This is a genomic window from Muribaculum sp. An289 (assembly GCF_002159555.1).
In the GTDB taxonomy this organism is placed as follows: Bacteria; Bacteroidota; Bacteroidia; order Bacteroidales; family UBA932; genus Merdivivens; species Merdivivens faecigallinarum.
The window spans coordinates 109,513-125,377 of sequence record NZ_NFIV01000004.1; the positions used below are offsets into that span (position 1 = coordinate 109,513).

Consider the following 15,865-nt stretch of genomic DNA (forward strand, 5'->3'; position numbering starts at 1 on the left):
GGTGAACTTTTCCGGCGCAAAGGGATTTGTTATGTTTTAAATAAGCGAGTCATTCAATTGAAGAAATCTTCTGGTATGCAGCTGTGGTAAAGTCTTTTTTCCGGGTCTGTGGCCTTTGTCAGGGTCAGTTCCGACAATCCGGTTTCGTCCAAGGTCCTGGATTCGATGTGCCAGCCTGAAGGATCGCACAATTCGTCGATGATGATTTTCATTTCCGGCGTTTCGTCGGCCCAGTCAGGAGGCATGCCGTTGTTGGTGAGAGCCTTTCTCATGAGGTCTCTTTCGAGTCTGAAATTGCCTTCTTGTAGACATCGCCCAAATCCTCATATTGCTTCAGGGCGTTTTCCCTCCATTCTATGGCCTTGCTGAAAAGAATCTGTCCATTTCATAGTAATCCCCGAGCCAGTCGCACACATGTGCAATGTAGACGTTTGCTGTATTGGAGTCGAGGCCTGCTAGGAAAAGCTGTGCATAATCGGCGGCTTTATCCCTGTCTTTCTCTTTGTTTTCGTGATAAATCTGGTATAATGCAATGTCAGCCCCGTTTATTCTGGATAGTTCGGCAATGGAATCCGTTGCCGCTTCGTCCATTGCAGCATGGGCTGGTAGTGCCATCAGCGCCAAAGTGTACAGCAGAGATATTGTCAGGTAGCGTTTCATGGACAACAAATTTACGAAATTTTTGATAAATGCGAAATGTGATATGTTGTTGTGTGAACTGTGAACTATGACTGTGAACTGTGACTGGGCTGATGTAGCGGTTCTGAATGCAACGGGCTTGAATGCGGCGAGCTTGAAATACAATGAGCTTGAATGTAACGGGCCCAATGCCGTCATGCTCAAGAGTGGCGAATTTCAAGCGGATAAATTTCAATTACGGGGTTCACTCCCCCTGTGTAGGGCACCAGTAGTGCCCTGTAGTGTATGGACCATAGGGGAAAGTGCCGTGAATTTGCAGGAATTTGGTTCACTTTCCCCCAAAGGCCGGATGAGAAATAGCGTTAAGAACAATGTATGTCCGTTGTACTGGAATATGGCTGGGGGAAAGTGCCACTGATTCGTGGGGATTTGGTTCACTTTCCCCCAAAGGTTGAATGAGAAATAGCGTTATGAGCAATGTATGTCCGTTGTACTGGAATGTAGCTGGGGAAAGTGCCACAGATTCGTGGTAAATTGGTTCACTTTCCCCCAAAGGACGAATGTGAAATAGCGTTAGGAACAATGTATGTCCGTTGTACTGGAATGCGGCTGGGGGAAAGTGCCACGAATTCGTGGAAATTTGGTTCACTTTCCGGAAACAAACAACGAAAAATGGCGGGAAAGAGTACCCGAAAAATTTGTTGAAATACGGTTCACTTTCCCGGCTTCTTCGGCTGATAAGTAAACGTAGCGGAAGGCCCGGTGCAGGCACTTTTGCAATGAGCTGAATATCAATACACTAAAAAACGAAAGTGCACATTTCGAAAGTTTTAAACGTCCGAAATGTGCGCCCGCTTTACTAACAAACTGATTATCAATATATTCAAAATCGCCATGCACCGCCAGTTCCAAAATCACATGGAAAACTTTCACTTCTCTGGTGAGCGGTATCTCTAAGCCTTACATGTCAATCGATAAATTTCAAACTACATCAATTTCAAGCGGTTTCTAAAAAAGCAAAAAAAGAAGCCGCTCCAAAATGACTTTTGGAACGGACTCCTCTTTTGTATTCTGTTTCCGAGATGCTGTTTCGAAAACTGTTTCAGAAATGTTGTTTCAGAAAAACTGTCTCAGAAAAACTGTCTCAGAAAAACTGTCTCAGAAAAACTGTCTCAGAAAAACTGTCTCAGAAAAACTGTCTCAAAGAAGCTATTTCCGAAATGCAGTTTCCAAAAACTGTTTCTAAACGTTGTTTCCGAAACACTATTTCAAAAAATGCTGTTTCAGAAAAATCAACTCCCGAAAAGCTATCTCCGAAAAATCAATCCTCGAAAATCAATCCTCGAAAAATCAACCCTCCGAAAATCAACCTCCGAAGTCGTCGAAGAGTATGCTTTCCTTAGGCACTCCGAGCGAATCGAGCAGATCCAGTACGGATTTGGTCATCATAGGAGGACCGCACATAAGGTACAAAGCATCTTCCGGTGCTTCGTGGTTTTTCAGATAAGTCTCATACAGTACATTGTGTACGAATCCCGGAGTATATGCCACTCCAGCGGCATCAGCCTCTGGATCCGGCCTGTCGAGGGCCAGATGGAACTTGAAGTTAGGGAATTCCCTTTCTATTTCATGATAGTCTTCAAGATAGAATGCTTCCTTCAGGCTACGCGCGCCGTAGAAGAAATTGACTTTCCTCGTTGTCTTTTCCGTCTTGAAAAGATGCATGATGTGGCTGCGCATAGGAGCCATTCCTGCACCTCCGCCGATGAAGATGAGCTCCTGGTCTGCCGGCAGGTTCTCCGGAAGGAAGAACTCTCCGTAAGGGCCGGATATCGTTACCTTGTCGCCCGGTTTCAACGAATAGATGTATGACGAGCATACGCCAGGGTTCACAGGCAGGAATTTCTTCGTAGCCCTGTCGATAGGAGGGGTTGCTATGCGGACATTCAGTTTGATGATGTCGCCCTCGGCCGGATAGCAGGCCATACTGTAAGCCCTTAGGGTAGGGGTAGGGTTAACCATCTTCAAATCGAATACTCCCATCTTTTCCCAATCGGCCCTGTATTCCGGATCCACGTCTATATCCTTGTAGTCCACGGTAATGGCCGGAACGTCCACCTGGATATATCCGCCGGATTTGAAGTGCAGGTGCTCTCCTTCAGGGAGTTTGACAACGAATTCTTTTATGAAGGTAGCCACATTGCGGTTGGAAACGACTTCGCATTCCCATTTCTTTACGCTGAGGGCGGACTCGGAAATGACTATTTTCAGGTCTTCCTTGACTTTCACCTGGCAGCCAAGTCTCCAGTGGTCGGCAATCTGCTTCCTGTTGAAGAAGCCGGTTTCCGTCGGGAGTATTGTGCCGCCGCCTTCAAGAACACGGCATTTGCACTGTCCGCAGCTTCCTTTTCCGCCGCAGGCCGAGGACAGGAAAATCTTCTGATCGGCCAGGGTGGCGAGAAGCGATGCCCCAGGATTTACTTCAATCTCTTTCTTACCGTTGTTGATGTCTATTTTGACCTTCCCCGACGGGGTCAGTTTTACTTTGATGAACAACAGTACAGCTACAAGGACGAGCGTTACTATCGTAATGGCGATAACCGCCGATATAAGTGTTGTAAACATAGTCTCTTGCCTCCGAGTTTAAAGTTGAATACCCATGAATGTCATGAATGAAATAGCCATGAGTCCTACCGTTATGAACGCGATGCCGAGCCCTTTCAGGCCTTTTGGTACCTGCGAGTAAGCCATCTTTTCCCTGATTGCGGCGAAGGTCACGATTGCAAGGAACCAGCCTATTCCGGAACCGAGGGCGTATACGGTGGCCTCGCCAAGGTTTACGAAATCCCTCTCGGCCATGAAAAGAGATGCTCCGAGTATCGCGCAGTTTACGGCTATCAGCGGCAGGAAAATTCCGAGTTGCGAATAGAGCGCGGGTGCGAATTTCTCCACTACCATTTCCACAATCTGGGTGATTGCCGCTATGACGGCGATATATACGATGAAACTGAGGAAGCTCAGGTCGATATCGCCGAGCCCTGCCCACGAAAGTGCGCCTGGTTTGAGGACGAACTCATTGAGGAGGTAGTTGATAGGCAATGTTATGAGAAGCACGAATATAACAGCAATTCCCAAACCGGTAGCTGTCTTCACGCTTTTGGATACCGCCAGATACGAGCACATGCCCAGGAAGTAGGCGAATATCATGTTGTCGATGAAAATCGACCTTACGAACAAGCTTATGTAATCCATTTCGATTCGAGTTTATTGTTGTTATTTTTCCTGTAAATCTTTCTGTATGCTTCTCTGTACCCAGATGATGAGACCTAAGATTATCAGTGCCATAGGAGGCAGGATGGTAAGTCCGTTGTTCATGTAGCCTGCCGCGTAGAACGATTCCGGAATGATTTTTATTCCGAACAGCGTTCCCGAGCCGAAAAGCTCGCGGACGAAAGCCACGATGATGAGTATCATTGCATATCCGGCACCGTTTGCAAGTCCGTCGAGGAGTGAAGGAAGCGGCTTGTTGCCGAGGGCATACGCTTCAATACGTCCCATGACGATACAGTTGGTAATGATAAGTCCGACATATACCGACAGGGTCTTGCTGACACCGTATGAATATGCCTTGAGGAACTGGTCTACGAGTATTACCATGAGGGATACTACGACAAGCTGGACGATAATCCTGATACGGTTAGGAATACTGTTCCTCATCAGGGAAACGACGAAGCTCGAAAGTCCTGTGACTATCATCACGGAAAGCCCCATGACGAGCGCTCCTTTGAGCTGTACCGTAACTGCCAGTGACGAGCAGATTCCGAGTACGAGCACGGTTACCGGATTGCCCTTGAAAATAGGGGTCAGTATCACATCTTTCCAGTTAGTATTGCTCATTTTTTATTCCTCCCCATTGATTACGTTGGTAAAATAAGGCCTGTAGAAGGACAGCCATGTACGCATGGTAGTTTCCAGAGCCTTCGATGTTATCGTGCCGCCGCTGATTGCGTCCACTCCGTGGATGTCGCCTTTCGCGCCGCCCTTGACGACTGAAACCGACACGAAATTCCCGTTTTCATCGAGAATCTGTTTTCCTCCGAACTGGTCGTAGAACTTAGGCAAGGCAATCTCGGCGCCGAGTCCTGGAGTTTCTCCCTTGTGGTCGAACACCGCACCGTCAAGGGTGTTCATGTCCTCCGTAAAGGCGAGATATCCCCAAATCGGGCCCCAGAGCCCTGCTCCGTAGCAAGGTACGACCCTGATGGTCTGTCCGTTTACATTAAAGATATACACCGGAAGTCTGAGGCCGGCTTTGAGGCTTTCATCCGTGCCGTCCCCGATTTTCTTCATGATGTCGTATTGTGCCTTCAGTTCAGACGTGCCCGCGACCTCTTTCATGTCGCCTGTTTTTTCGCCGTTCCCGTTAACGTAGATGGCGGCCTGGAGGTTGTCATTGTAAAGCGCAATGGTGAATTTGTTGATGTCCGCCGCCGCTTCGGCTTCCTCTGCATTGTACAGGCCTGCCGCGGTCAGTATCTTACTCATCGTTTCCACCCTTATGTTGTCGTTCTGACGTGGCTGGAGTGCCAGCGACACGTATGCGAGGATGGCAGCCACGAGGATGACGAGAACCGCTGAATATATTACCGTATATGTGTTACCGTTTGTGTTCATACCTTAAAATATTAAGCGATTTTTACTTTCTTGGAAATTTTCTTGGCCCTTCTGCTTATCGAAGCGGATACCACATAATGGTCGATAAGAGGAGCGAATGTGTTCATGAGAAGTATCGCGAGCATCATTCCTTCCACATATCCCGGGTTGAAGAGTCTGACAGTGACGGTAAGGGCTCCGACAAGGAAACCGTAAATCCATTTGCCTGTTTCGGTCTGTGCCGATGTCACAGGGTCGGTGGCCATAAATACTGTGCCGAACATGAAACCGCCCATCACGAGTTGGTAGTATGCAGGGACCGTCATTTCCGGAGTCGTTCCGAACGCGTTGCCGAGAAGTCCTATCGCAAGGCCTCCGATAACGGATGAAAGCATTATCTTCCAGCTTGCCACTCCTGTCCAGATAAGTATCACGGCTCCTATGAGGATTGCTATTACTGAGGTTTCGCCTACAGCTCCCGGGATGATTCCGGCAAACATGTTCCAGAACGTGTCTCCGGCAGCGTTCAGCCCGTCAAGGCCTTCGGTCGCATGTACGAGAGGGGTGGCTCCGGAGAACGAGTCTACGAGGCCGTTTCCGTCAGCGTATGCCGTACCTTCGCTGAGATATCTCGAAACTCCGCCGGTCCATACAGTATCGCCGGACATTTTGCTCGGATATGAGAAGAACAGGAATGCGCGGCAGAGAAGTGCCGGGTTCCAGATGTTCATTCCGGTGCCTCCGAATACTTCTTTTCCTACGATTACCGCGAAAGCGACGGCTATCGCGAGCATCCACAGAGGGACGTCCACAGGGACAATCAGCGGGATAAGCATTCCGGAAACGAGGTAGCCTTCGTTTACTTCATGTCCCTTGATCTGTGCCGAAATGAACTCGATGGCAAGTCCCACTATGTAGGATACAAGGTAAAGCGGGATTATTTTTACTATTCCGTACCATACCATCTGCCAGAAGCCCCAGTCGAGGCCGAAAGCGGCACTGTGCTGGTATCCCGTGTTCCAGATACCGAACAGCAGCGAAGGTATGAGTGCGACGACTACGATTATCATTATCCTTTTAAGGTCAACGCAGTCCCTGACATGCGAACCCCTTTTCGTTACCGTATCCGGAACGTAGAGGAACGACTCGAATGCCTCAAAGGTCGAATGGAGGAATCCGAATTTTCCGCCTTTTTCGAACGACGGTTTGATTTTATCAATGAATTTTCTCATAATATCAACGCTTTAAGCCATTTCTTTCATCATCAGGTCTATTCCGTCCGACAATGCCGACTGGATTTCGATTTTGGACGGACATACGTATTCGCAAAGGGCGAGGTCTTCAGGAAGCACTTCGTATATTCCGAACTGTTCCATCTTGTCGATGTCGCCGGCCATGCAGGCCTTTATGAGATATACCGGATAAATGTGCATAGGAAGCACTTTTCCATATACGTCAGACATTACGAAAGCCCTTACCCCGCCGTTCAGGTTGGTGTCCATCGCATATTTTTTGCCCGGTGTGAGCCATGAGAAATATGTGTGGGAGAATGAGAATTTCCTGGTGCGGAAAGGCTTTCCCCAACCGAACATTTCATGATAATGTCCTTCGGCAAGCAGGGTTATCTGGTCGTCGAAAAATCCGAGGAACCCTTCGGAGCCGACATTCGTGCCGGTGAGAACGTCTCCGCTTATGAAACGGATTTCATCCGCTTTCCCGTCATACATTCCGGCGATTTCCTTCATGCAGAATCCTGCCACTGCCTCTACGTAGGAAGGCTCGCTGGCCTTAGGTCCCGTAACGGCAACTTTGCGGCGAAGGTCGAGCCTGCCCGTGCGGAAAAGTCTTCCAATGGCCGCGAGCAGGTGAGGCGCTACCGTCCATACGGTTTCTCCCTTGGCTATCGGCGAGATGTGATGGATCTGCACGCCGACGTTTCCTGCAGGATGCGGGCCGGAAAAATAGTGCGTGGTAATGTTTTTGAGGCCCTTGAACGGATTGTTCCCGGTTTCCTTGCTGTTGAAAGAGACGTGTACGCCTCCGTCCGTCAGCCTGGCAAGGGCATCGATGCCCGCCTGAAGGTTCTCGGCTTCGTCCTGAAGAGAAAACTGGATTTCCGGAGCGAGAGGGGCGGTGCTGAAGGATGAGATGAAGATTGCCTTCGGAGCTGTCTGGAGACTGGCGATGATGCCGTATGGCCTTTGTACGAGTGCCGGCCATAATCCGCTTTCGAGAAGTGCGCTCCTGATTCCCTCCGGGCTCGTTTTTCCAGGGTCTTTGACTCCGAAATCGACGTATTCCACAGTCTTGTCGGCTTCAATGCGTACTTCGAGAAGTTTTCTCTTCTCTCCCCGGACAATTTCCCTGACCGTTCCGCTCACCGGCGAAGTGAACAGTATGGACATGTCGGCCTTGTCAGCCATAACAGGCGAACCTGCCAGGACCCTGTCGCCTTCATGCACGAGCAACTTAGGTATCAAACCTCTGAAATCCGTGGGTTTCAAGGCGACAATATCCGGGACAATCGCTTTCTTAAGCTGTCGGACTGCGGTTCCCTTGACAGGGATGTCGAGGCCTCTTTTCAAATTGATATTGTCTGACATTGTTTCTAATGTTGTTAATGATTCTAAAAGCGGCGCAAATCTACAAATAATTATTCAATTCGCCCGTCCGAATTTTCCATTTTATTCATTAATTTTGCATCTATTATGGAGAATAGTGGAAGCAAGATTTTCGATGGTCTTAATGATGAGCAGAAAAAGGCCGTAGGCTGCATTGATGGCCCGGTGCTGATAATAGCCGGAGCCGGTTCTGGGAAAACACGTGTCCTTACGAACAGGATAGCATATATGGTTGAAAGCGGCATTCCCCCGGAGACGATTCTCGCCCTCACTTTCACGAAAAAGGCGGCCGGCGAGATGATGGAGAGGATAAGGGCGTTGATAGGCTGGAAGGCCCGCCGTATCTATATGGGAACTTTCCACAGCGTTTTCATAAAATTCCTGCGCGAATACCATGAGCGGATAGATTATCCCGAGGCCTTCACGATATATGACACCAATGATTCGCGTAATGCACTGAAGGCCTGTGTCAAGGACTTGCAGCTCGATGAAAAGGTCTACAAACCTGCCGACGTGCTTTCCCGCATCTCCATGGCCAAGAACAATCTTATTACCCCTTCGGCCTACCGGAACAATCCGCAAATCATCCAGAACGATTTCGCTGCCAGGCGCGGGCAGATTTGCGAGATATATTCGCTCTATGCCAAACGCTGCAAGGTGTCCGGGGTAATGGATTTCGATGATATTCTCCTGAATATGAACATCCTGCTGCGCGACAATCACGATGTCCTCGAATCATTGCAGGAACGGTTCCGTTACATACTCGTGGACGAGTACCAGGATACCAATTACGCCCAGTATCTTATTATAAAAAAACTCTCCGAGAAAAGCCGTAACATCTGTGTCGTCGGGGACGATTCCCAGTCGATATATGCCTTCCGCGGGGCGAGGGTGGAAAATATCCTGAGTTTCAAAAAGGATTATGATGATTGCCGCATGTTCAGGCTCGAACAGAATTACCGTTCCACGAAAAATATAGTGAATGCGGCCAATTCGCTGATAGAGAAAAACAAGGAGCGTATCGAGAAAAAATGTTTCTCGCAAGGCGAGGATGGGGATAAAATAAAGATAATCAAGGCTTTCACTGACCAGGAGGAGGCGATGCTCATAGCTTCTTCGATAATGACGAGGAAGGCTTCGGACGATGCCGCGTACAAGGACTTCGCCGTACTGTACAGGACGAATGCGCAGTCCCGCGTGCTTGAGGAGGCCCTGCGCCGCCGCAATATACCTTATATAATATATTCCGGCCATTCGTTTTACGACAGGGAAGAGGTGAAGAACCTGCTTGCCTATTTCAGATTCATAGTCAATCCTTCCGATAACGAGGCGCTCAGGCGCATAATCAACATACCGGCAAGGGGCATAGGCCCTACGTCCATGGCCATGCTTTCCGCCGCCGCTACCGATAAAGGCGTTTCCCTGTGGGATGCCATAGTCACTCTGGACCTGGCTTCATACGGTCTGAAGCCTGCTGCCATCAAGCGTATCGGGGATTTCGTGCAGCTTATGGAGGCATTCATCGAATCTGCCCCGTCTTCGGATGCTTCGGCGATTGCCAGATCACTGGCGCTTGCAAGCGGGATTTACAGCATGTACAAGGAGGACAGGAGCATGGAGGGGCAGTCGCGGCTTGAAAACATAGACGAACTTCTCAATGCGGCCGAGGCTTTTGTGGAAGAGGAGACCAATACGAGGAACGAGCTGTATCAGATAGAGCATGACGGACAGTCCCCGGAGGAAAATCCGGTTATAACCATGTCGGATTTTCTTGAAAACATATCGCTTATGAGCGATGTGGATTCCGACGGAGGCAAAGATGCTCCGAAAGACAGCGTTACGCTGATGACGATTCATTCTTCGAAAGGTCTCGAATTTCCATACGTATATGTCGCCGGAATGGAGGAAAATCTTTTTCCTTCAGCCAATTGCATATATTCGGAGCGGGAAATCGAAGAGGAGCGCAGGCTGTTTTATGTCGCCATGACCCGTGCCGAAACGGCTGTCACCCTGTCATACGCTTCATCCCGTATGAAGTACGGCCAGCATGTAAGCAATCCGCCGAGCCGCTTTATCGATGAAATCGACCCGGAATACATTTCCGTGCCGTCCTCCCGTCTTCAAACATCATCAGGACCGGCACGTTTCCATGACACGGCTTTCAGTGGCGCAACTTTCCATGGCACAACTTCCCGTGATGCAGTTTCCCGTGGCACAGGTTTCCAGCCCCGTCCTTCATCATCGTCCCCGGCCCCTGGAAAGGTTTCGGACAAGGATTTCATTCCTGATCCCGTGATGTCCTTTTCTACCGGAATGAGGGTGGAGCACAGCCGTTTCGGTTTCGGCGTAATTGTCCGCATGGAGGGCTCCGGCAATGACCTGAAGGCCGTAGTGCGTTTCGACAATTTCGGGGAAAAGGTCCTGCTTATGAAATTCGCCAAATTGCGGCGTGCAGAAGAAAAATAATTCCCTGAATACCGGAGCTGTTTCTTCATGATTCCGGGAAAGTGCACCAAATTCGCGACAGACTGGTTCACTTTCCGGTTTTCCGGCGAATAATCACGGTGGATACCGCCGTCAAACGGTGTCCCCGGTCCTTGCATTCATTCATAGTCCTTGCATTTATACCGTCGCGTGCGGCCCCGAATCTTTTTCCCCCCCCCGAGAAAAATTCTTAAACAACTTCTCAAAAAAAACATGTAAAATTATTTTTCCGTAAAAAAAATGTATTTTTGAAAAAATATTTTTTATGATTATTACTGAACAAATAATACTTTCAGTTATTCTGATAGCTGGAAATATCGACTTCAGCACTTTCGTTTCCGAATAGTTCTCCCTGTTCGGTGTGTTTTTCTTAATAACGTGTACTCTGACCGGAAACGATTGTAACATATTGATTTATAAAAACATACTGTTATGAAAAAATTATTTGTTTTGCTTTTGGCTCTGTCATTGCCTTTTGCGGTGATGGCTAAGGATGATGGGGACGGAACCGCGGTGCGGCCTTCGGTCATACATGGAGATACCCGAATCCATTATATGGGAAGTGTAAACGGGGGTATGGCCTTTCTGGGCTTTTACTTGCATACTTCGCACGGGGCCGTTTTCCCGAAAGAGAATCTGTATGCCGGTGTCGGATTGGATTATAACTGGCTGTACGGAGGAAATTATATTGACGTTACCGCCCACGGAAAATGGTTCTATCCGTGGAGAGGCAGGGTTCAGGGATACATAGGCTTGCAGGCAGGAGTGGGTGTCATTCTTCCAGGTTATACCCACCCAGAGCCAGACGTTTCCGATTATTATCCGGCCTCGGCGGCATTTGTCGTAACTCCAGGGCTTGGATTTGTAATCAATTTCGGTAAAGTATCATTGGACATAGGGGCGAAATGCCGTTTTTCGCCGGACATAACCATGGGGACCGGAACAGGTTATGTATGGGCTCCGATAGCGGCTTTGGGAATAGGTCTGATATTTTAAACAGCTTCTAAAACTTGTCCTGATTTGCATCGGAAAATCGCAAGATTATATATTATTTCGCCACAAAACGTTTTGTGGCGAAATTTTTCTTTTTTTGAGGTTTTTTCTTCGGATGGCGGCTTATATTTGCAGTGCAGTTGTGGTCGGTGGAAATTTTATGAAACGTTTTGTTTTTGGTATTTTGCCGGCATTATGCCTGTTGGTCGCATTTTCATTCATTTCCTGTACGCGGGACAGGCTCCCCGAAGGCTATGCAAGCCTTGTGTTCAGTTTCGGGGATTTTTTCGAACCTGAAACGAAGGCGGGTTCCCTGACCCTGCCCGATACGAATGATTTTATCCTGTATCTTTCCGATGCTTCGGGGAAGTATGTCTATTCGGGATTGTACGGAGACAAGCCCGAGCGTTTCGAGCTTGCCCCGGGAAGCTATACGGCAAAAGTGATTTCGAGGGAGTTCAATGTCCCGGCCTTCGATGCTCCGCAGTTCGGTGACGAGGTGTGTTTCGTGCTCGAAGCGGATGAGGAGGCTTCCGTACAATTCGGCTGTGCCCAGCTCAATTCCGGTGTGAAACTCGTAATCAACAGCGGTTTCATCTCAGATTATGACGGGGGAGTCCTGTTCCTGACCTCTTCCGACGGCAGGCTCATGTATTCATACAATGAGAAGAGGATAGCGTATTTCAATCCGGGAGCCGTTTCTCTGAAATTTTTATTCGACGGGGTTGAAAAGGTCCTCTTTACAAAAGTCCTTGATGCCCGCGAAATACTGATCGTAAATCTCGGGAGCGGGGATGACGGCGGCGGGGTTGCCGACAAGGCCGGTATCAGCATATCGGTGGATACTTCCCGTGTCTGGAACGAATTCGATTATTCGTTCGGCGGCGATAAGGGAGGCAGCATCGAAGATGCGCTTTCGGTCGACGAAGCGCGCGGACGTGCCGGTGAAAAGGGACTTTGGGTCTGCGGCTACATTGTCGGGGGCGACCTTACATCGTCGGGTATTTCATTTGCCGCCCCTTTCCGCACCTATACCAATCTTGCAATCGCCGCATCGAGGAATGTCAGGGACAGGGACGAGTGCCTGTCGGTGTCTTTGCCGGTAGGCGATGTCAGGGACGGTCTGAACCTTGTGGACAATCCGGGACTGCTTGGCAAAAGGGTGTTTCTGAAAGGAAACATAGTGGCATCGTATTTCGGTCTTGCCGGAATAAAAGATGTCACGGAATATGAGATAAGGTAGGAAGCCGTTACGATTTTTGTTGTATATTTGCATCCGTATATTAACGGAAATCAGGTATGGACGACAACGATTTGTATTTTAAGGACTATAATACCCAGAGGGAAAAACTTATAATGCCCGAGCACGGCAGGCATGTTCAGAAAATGATAGAACATGTCGTGAGTATGGAAGACCCTGAAAAAAGGAGGGAACAGTTGCAGTGCATCGTGGATGTCATGCGTTCCCTTGAAGGACATGGGAAGGATAATGCCGAGGCCATGCAGAAACTGTGGGACCATGTTCAGGTCATCTCGCACTTCAAGCTTCAGGATGGGGATGCCCCTTATCCTGTGCTTCGTGAGGAGTCGAAGGACGTCAGGCCCAACCCCATTGTCAGGAATACCAGGCCTATCCGTGCCACGCATTACGGAAGGAATATCGAAAGTATCATAGATGTGATAGCGAACAGGCCCGATGATGAGATGAAGACATCCATGATACGTTCCCTTGCCATATATATGAGGCAGCAATACCTTATATGGAACAAGGACAGTGTTACTGACGATACCATTTTCAAAGATATCGAACGCATGTCTTCGGGAAGGATAAAGGTCCCGGAAGACCTCGTGCTTACCAAGATTGCTTCGGATGCTACGTTTGCACGGCCCGGCCTTAACCCTGTATCCAAACGTAACAAGAGTCAGAACGCGAAGAAAAACAAGCAGCAACAGGCCAAAAGAAGGAACAGCTGATGGCTACCAAGCATAAAAAGAAGAAAGCATCCGTATCAGGCAAAAAGTCCAGGACGGCAAAGAAGCGGCGCACTTTCAATCCTCGCAATGTCAAGATAATACGAAATGTGTGCGGCATATTCCTCGGCATCCTGTCGGTCTACACTCTGATTGCCGTCGTTTCATATATCTTTACATGGACGGCGGACCAGAGCCTGCTGACTTCATCTGCCGATGAAATTGCCAGGAACAGCGGCGGCCGTCTGGGTTTCAAATGGGCCCGCCTTTTGGTAACGAAAATGTTCGGAATCGGCGCCTTTGCGGTGGTGGCTGTCTTTGCAATAGCTGCTTTGAGATGTCTCAACCGCAGAGTCAGGTTTTTCCGCATACTGTTCCTTGCCGTCTTTGCGGCAGTGCTGCTGTCCCTTGTCTCAACCTGCATAGTAGGATTTTTCGGAGATTTTCCGGTATTCGGTGAAGGCATAGGCGGCGCATACGGGACGGCTATGGTCAATGAAATGGAGTCGTTGATGGGGACTGTCGGTACCGTGTTGGTCCTGGTTGCCGCCATCATACTTTTCCTTCTGTTTGCAAGCAACCGTTTCGCTTCGTGGATTTCGTCCTTGGGCGAGGGTAAGGGAAGGATTGCCGGTGCGGGAAAGGCTGCCGGTGCCGATGAGGGTACGGACACCGGTGACGATACGGCCGCGGGTGGAGATGATGAGGAAAATGACGATAGTGTTGACGATGAGGAAGAAGACGGTGAAGGCGGCGATGACGACGAGGAAGATGAAGATGAGGAGAATGATGATGAGGAGGAGGATGATGAGGAGGAGGATGATGAGGACGAAGAAGACGGATATGATGCGTGTGATTCCGAAGGTGAGGAAGTCGATGATGCTGGCAGAGACCGGATTATGGAGGTGAAAGAAAAGGAGGAAGTCTCCGTGCCCGGAGAGGTTTTTGTTGAGGAAATAAACATATCGGGAGGTGATGAAGTGCCGGACGGCAGCGTTTCGGAAAAATATGACCCGAGACTTGATTTGCCGCATTACGAGTTCCCGGGTCTGGAACTTCTCAACGATTACAGTGACAGGTGGTATGACATTTCCCAGGCGGAGCTGCAAAGGAACAACATGAGGATAACTGCCGCCCTTGCGGAGTACAAGATACAAATCCAGAGCATTTTCGCCCGTAAAGGGCCGACTGTCACACTGTATGAAATAGTACCTGCCCCAGGTACCAAGGTCGCGCAGATCAAGAGGATTGAAGAGGATATAGCACGTTCGATAGGTGTTCATGGCGTAAGGGTCATCACATTATTGAACACAATCGGAATAGAAGTCCCTAATGACAGGCCGAGCACAGTGCCGATGAAGTCGATACTGAACGATCCAGCATTCAGGAACAATAAATTCGAACTTCCGATAGCCCTTGGGTATACCATATCCCAGAAGGTGCTCGCTTTCGATTTGACGAAGGCCCCTCATCTTTTGGTAGCAGGTGCGACAGGTATGGGAAAATCGGTAGGGCTTAACGCTATCCTGACATCCCTGCTCTATTCGAAACATCCTGCCGAGCTGAAACTGGTGCTTGTGGATCCGAAGAGGGTGGAACTGTCCATTTACGGCGCCATAAAGAACCATTTTCTTGCGACACTTCCGGGGGAGGAGAAGCCTATCCTGACGGATACATCCAAGGTCGTGACGACGTTGAAGTCATTGTGCATGGAGATGGAGTCGCGCTATGAGCTTCTCGAAATGGCCAAGGAGAGGAATATAAAGGATTACAACGCACGTTTCCTCGACAGGAAGCTCAATCCTAACAACGGGCATAAGTTCCTGCCTTATATCGTTGTCGTCATAGACGAGTTTGCGGACCTGCTGATAACTGCCGGAAAAGAAATCGAGGAGCCTATATCGAGACTGGCTGCGAAGGCGAGGGCTGTCGGAATACATCTTATTATCGCGACCCAAAGGCCGACGACAGATGTCATTACCGGTACGATCAAAGCCAATTTCCCTTCGCGCATAGCCTTCAAGGTGTTGTCTGGAGTGGACTCCAGGACCATCATCGATGATGTCGGGGCCAACAGGCTGATAGGAAGGGGAGACATGCTTGTGATGATTGCCGGGCAGGAGATGTGCCGTGTGCAGTGTGCCTTCGTGGATACCGACGAGGCCATAAGGATTTCCGAATTCATAGGGTCGCAGCAAGGTTACGGTTCCCCTTATTACCTTCCGGAGTGCGATGACGAGTCGGATATTTCGTCCGTGGATCTCGGTAAGCGCGATCCTTTGTTCGATGAGGCCGCAAGGCTTATTGTTGCCAATCAGCAGGGGTCGACCTCACTTCTCCAGAGGAAGATGGAGATAGGTTACAACCGGGCCGGAAGGATAATGGATCAGCTCGAAGCGGCCGGAATAGTGGGCCCGAGTGAAGGATCCAAGGCAAGGAAGGTGCTTGTGCTGGATTTCGACCAGTTGGACGAGCTTTTAAAGACCCTTGATTGATTTATTTAA

Annotated in this window: 14 protein-coding genes; 5 read left to right on the forward strand and 9 right to left on the reverse strand. The window is 49.2% G+C overall.

Annotation, left to right across the window (positions count from 1 at the left end):
• Positions 1 to 53: 53 nt before the first annotated feature.
• The 9 genes from B5F83_RS04415 to B5F83_RS04455 form a co-directional block, all read right to left on the reverse strand.
• Entirely contained in the window at positions 54 to 272 is a 219-nt protein-coding gene (locus B5F83_RS04415; RefSeq protein WP_087277051.1) for a hypothetical protein, read from the reverse strand.
• Between the two features lie 82 nt (positions 273 to 354).
• A complete protein-coding gene (locus tag B5F83_RS04420) occupies positions 355 to 660 on the reverse strand; it encodes a hypothetical protein (RefSeq protein ID WP_087325251.1) in 306 nt (101 codons plus the stop codon).
• A gap of 624 nt (positions 661 to 1,284) precedes the next feature.
• Positions 1,285 to 1,557 carry a hypothetical protein gene (locus B5F83_RS10530; RefSeq protein WP_158094151.1) on the reverse strand — a complete coding sequence of 91 codons (273 nt, stop codon included), beginning with the start codon at positions 1,555 to 1,557 and terminating at the stop codon, positions 1,285 to 1,287.
• A gap of 447 nt (positions 1,558 to 2,004) precedes the next feature.
• Positions 2,005 to 3,264, reverse strand: coding sequence for an NADH:ubiquinone reductase (Na(+)-transporting) subunit F (nqrF, locus tag B5F83_RS04430; RefSeq protein ID WP_087277057.1), 1,260 nt, complete (start codon positions 3,262 to 3,264; stop codon positions 2,005 to 2,007).
• An 18-nt stretch (positions 3,265 to 3,282) separates the two neighbouring features.
• Positions 3,283 to 3,891 (reverse strand): NADH:ubiquinone reductase (Na(+)-transporting) subunit E, encoded by a 609-nt coding sequence (nqrE, locus tag B5F83_RS04435; protein ID WP_087277060.1) that lies wholly within the window; start codon positions 3,889 to 3,891, stop codon positions 3,283 to 3,285.
• Between the two features lie 21 nt (positions 3,892 to 3,912).
• Positions 3,913 to 4,536, reverse strand: a complete 624-nt coding sequence (locus tag B5F83_RS04440; RefSeq protein ID WP_087277063.1) for an NADH:ubiquinone reductase (Na(+)-transporting) subunit D — start codon at positions 4,534 to 4,536, stop codon at positions 3,913 to 3,915.
• A gap of 3 nt (positions 4,537 to 4,539) precedes the next feature.
• Positions 4,540 to 5,313, reverse strand: coding sequence for an NADH:ubiquinone reductase (Na(+)-transporting) subunit C (nqrC, locus tag B5F83_RS04445; protein WP_087277066.1), 774 nt, complete (start codon positions 5,311 to 5,313; stop codon positions 4,540 to 4,542).
• Positions 5,314 to 5,324: 11 nt separating this feature from the next.
• Positions 5,325 to 6,524 carry an NADH:ubiquinone reductase (Na(+)-transporting) subunit B gene (locus B5F83_RS04450; protein WP_087277069.1) on the reverse strand — a complete coding sequence of 400 codons (1,200 nt, stop codon included), beginning with the start codon at positions 6,522 to 6,524 and terminating at the stop codon, positions 5,325 to 5,327.
• Positions 6,525 to 6,536: 12 nt separating this feature from the next.
• Entirely contained in the window at positions 6,537 to 7,895 is a 1,359-nt protein-coding gene (locus tag B5F83_RS04455; RefSeq protein WP_087277072.1) for a Na(+)-translocating NADH-quinone reductase subunit A, read from the reverse strand.
• Between the two features lie 105 nt (positions 7,896 to 8,000).
• On the opposite strand from B5F83_RS04455, the gene B5F83_RS04460 reads away from it, so the two are divergent.
• The 5 genes from B5F83_RS04460 (at position 8,001) to B5F83_RS04485 (ending at position 15,856) form a co-directional block, all read left to right on the forward strand.
• Entirely contained in the window at positions 8,001 to 10,379 is a 2,379-nt protein-coding gene (locus B5F83_RS04460) for a UvrD-helicase domain-containing protein (protein WP_087277074.1), read from the forward strand.
• A 450-nt stretch (positions 10,380 to 10,829) separates the two neighbouring features.
• Complete coding sequence (locus tag B5F83_RS04470; RefSeq protein WP_087277080.1) at positions 10,830 to 11,393, forward strand: hypothetical protein; 564 nt, start codon at positions 10,830 to 10,832, stop codon at positions 11,391 to 11,393.
• A gap of 157 nt (positions 11,394 to 11,550) precedes the next feature.
• A complete protein-coding gene (locus B5F83_RS04475) occupies positions 11,551 to 12,633 on the forward strand; it encodes a DUF6359 domain-containing protein (RefSeq protein WP_158094152.1) in 1,083 nt (360 codons plus the stop codon).
• A 56-nt stretch (positions 12,634 to 12,689) separates the two neighbouring features.
• Positions 12,690 to 13,364, forward strand: a complete 675-nt coding sequence (locus B5F83_RS04480; protein ID WP_087277086.1) for a DUF4290 domain-containing protein — start codon at positions 12,690 to 12,692, stop codon at positions 13,362 to 13,364.
• Positions 13,364 to 15,856 (forward strand): DNA translocase FtsK, encoded by a 2,493-nt coding sequence (locus tag B5F83_RS04485; protein WP_087277088.1) that lies wholly within the window; start codon positions 13,364 to 13,366, stop codon positions 15,854 to 15,856. Before B5F83_RS04480 ends, B5F83_RS04485 begins: the two co-directional genes overlap by 1 nt.
• The last annotated feature ends 9 nt before the right edge of the window (positions 15,857 to 15,865 follow it).